The sequence below is a fragment of the Xenorhabdus kozodoii genome, assembly GCF_002632875.1.
Taxonomy (GTDB): Bacteria; Pseudomonadota; Gammaproteobacteria; order Enterobacterales; family Enterobacteriaceae; genus Xenorhabdus; species Xenorhabdus kozodoii.
This window is the reverse complement of record NZ_NJCX01000012.1, coordinates 71,436-74,467: the sequence shown is the minus strand read 5'-3', so window position 1 is coordinate 74,467 and position 3,032 is coordinate 71,436. Positions and strand designations below refer to the sequence as shown.

Genomic DNA, 3,032 nt, shown 5'->3' with positions numbered 1-3,032 from the left:
GAGGCGAACCGGGGGAACTGAAACATCTCAGTACCCCGAGGAAAAGAAATCAACCGAGATTCCCCCAGTAGCGGCGAGCGAACGGGGAGGAGCCCAGAGCCAACATCAGCATCTGCGTCAGGAGAACGGCCTGGAAAGGCCGGCAGTAAAGGGTGATAGCCCCGTATCCGAAGACGCAGGTATTGTGAGCTCGAAGAGTAGGGCGGGACACGTGGTATCCTGTCTGAACATGGGGGGACCATCCTCCAAGGCTAAATACTCCTGACTGACCGATAGTGAACCAGTACCGTGAGGGAAAGGCGAAAAGAACCCCGGCGAGGGGAGTGAAACAGAACCTGAAACCGTGTACGTACAAGCAGTGGGAGCCCCACCACTAAGCCAGTGGTGAAGTCCACAGCGTCATCTTTTGCCTGATGACGGTCGGCGACGCGCCAGCGACGCCCAACCGCCAACATCAAGCAGAGGGGGCTTAGTGGTGGGGTGACTGCGTACCTTTTGTATAATGGGTCAGCGACTTATATTCTGTAGCAAGGTTAACCGTATAGGGGAGCCGCAGGGAAACCGAGTCTTAACTGGGCGTTAAGTTGCAGGGTATAGACCCGAAACCCGGTGATCTAGCCATGGGCAGGTTGAAGGTTGGGTAACACTAACTGGAGGACCGAACCGACTAATGTTGAAAAATTAGCGGATGACTTGTGGCTGGGGGTGAAAGGCCAATCAAACCGGGAGATAGCTGGTTCTCCCCGAAAGCTATTTAGGTAGCGCCTCGTGAAGTCATCTTCGGGGGTAGAGCACTGTTTCGGCTAGGGGGTCATCCCGACTTACCAACCCGATGCAAACTGCGAATACCGAAGAATGTTATCACGGGAGACACACGGCGGGTGCTAACGTCCGTCGTGAAGAGGGAAACAACCCAGACCGCCAGCTAAGGTCCCCAAGTCATGGTTAAGTGGGAAACGAAGTGGGAAGGCTCAGACAGCCAGGATGTTGGCTTAGAAGCAGCCATCATTTAAAGAAAGCGTAATAGCTCACTGGTCGAGTCGGCCTGCGCGGAAGATGTAACGGGGCTAAACCATGCACCGAAGCTGCGGCAGCAACATTTCGATGTTGTTGGGTAGGGGAGCGTTCTGTAAGCCGTTGAAGGTGGGCTGTGAGGCCTGCTGGAGGTATCAGAAGTGCGAATGCTGACATAAGTAACGATAAAGCGGGTGAAAAACCCGCTCGCCGGAAGACCAAGGGTTCCTGTCCAACGTTAATCGGGGCAGGGTGAGTCGACCCCTAAGGCGAGGCTGAAAAGCGTAGTCGATGGGCAACAGGTTAATATTCCTGTACTGGGTGTGACTGCGAAGGGGGGACGGAGAAGGCTAGGCCGGCCGGGCGACGGTATGTCCCGGTTTAAGCGTGTAGGTGGAATGACCAGGCAAATCCGGTCATTTGTTAACACTGAGGCGCGATGACGAGGCACTACGGTGCTGAAGTGGTTGATGCCCTGCTTCCAGGAAAAGCCTCTAAGCATCAGGTCACACACAATCGTACCCCAAACCGACACAGGTGGTCAGGTAGAGAATACCCAGGCGCTTGAGAGAACTCGGGTGAAGGAACTAGGCAAAATGGTGCCGTAACTTCGGGAGAAGGCACGCTGGCGTTAGGTGAAGTGGTTTACCCATGGAGCTGAGGCCAGTCGCAGATACCAGCTGGCTGCAACTGTTTAATAAAAACACAGCACTGTGCAAACACGAAAGTGGACGTATACGGTGTGACGCCTGCCCGGTGCTGGAAGGTTAATTGATGGGGTTATCCTCCGGGAGAAGCTCTTGATCGAAGCCCCAGTAAACGGCGGCCGTAACTATAACGGTCCTAAGGTAGCGAAATTCCTTGTCGGGTAAGTTCCGACCTGCACGAATGGCGTAATGATGGCCAGGCTGTCTCCACCCGAGACTCAGTGAAATTGAACTCGCTGTGAAGATGCAGTGTACCCGCGGCAAGACGGAAAGACCCCGTGAACCTTTACTATAGCTTGACACTGAACATGGAGCCTTGATGTGTAGGATAGGTGGGAGGCTGTGAAGTGTGGACGCCAGTCTGCATGGAGCCATCCTTGAAATACCACCCTTGAATGTTTGATGTTCTAACGTGGGCCCGTAATCCGGGCTGCGGACAGTGTCTGGTGGGTAGTTTGACTGGGGCGGTCTCCTCCCAAAGCGTAACGGAGGAGCACGAAGGTTAGCTAATCACGGTCGGACATCGTGAGGTTAGTGCAAAGGCATAAGCTAGCTTGACTGCGAGCGTGACGGCGCGAGCAGGTACGAAAGTAGGTCTTAGTGATCCGGTGGTTCTGAATGGAAGGGCCATCGCTCAACGGATAAAAGGTACTCCGGGGATAACAGGCTGATACCGCCCAAGAGTTCATATCGACGGCGGTGTTTGGCACCTCGATGTCGGCTCATCACATCCTGGGGCTGAAGTAGGTCCCAAGGGTATGGCTGTTCGCCATTTAAAGTGGTACGCGAGCTGGGTTTAGAACGTCGTGAGACAGTTCGGTCCCTATCTGCCGTGGGCGTTGGAAGATTGAAAGGGGCTGCTCCTAGTACGAGAGGACCGGAGTGGACGCACCACTGGTGTTCGGGTTGTCATGCCAATGGCATTGCCCGGTAGCTAAGTGCGGCAGAGATAACCGCTGAAAGCATCTAAGCGGGAAACTTGCCTTGAGATGAGTCTTCCCTTACCCCCTGAGGGTACTGAAGGAGCGTTCGAGACGAGGACGTAGATAGGCTGGGTGTGTAAGCGTTGCGAGACGTTGAGCTAACCAGTACTAATGGACCGTGAGGCTTAACCTGACAACACCGAAGGTGTTTTGGGGATGAGAGAGAAAGTTTCAGAAAACAGCAGCTTGTTCGAGATTGAACCCAGATTTGTCTGGCGGCAATAGCGCGGTGGGACCACCTGAATCCATGCCGAACTCAGCAGTGAAACGCCGTCGCGCCGATGGTAGTGTGGGGCCTCCCCATGCGAGAGTAGGGCACTGCCAGACA

Annotated in this window: 2 rRNA genes (1 of these 2 only partly in view); both read left to right on the top strand. The window is 54.6% G+C overall.

Annotated features, from left to right (window positions below):
* Positions 1 to 2,837, top strand: a 23S ribosomal RNA gene (locus tag Xkoz_RS26865); it begins 295 nt to the left of the window's first position.
* Between the two features lie 78 nt (positions 2,838 to 2,915).
* A 5S ribosomal RNA gene (rrf, locus tag Xkoz_RS26860) occupies positions 2,916 to 3,031 on the top strand.
* The last annotated feature ends 1 nt before the right edge of the window (position 3,032 follow it).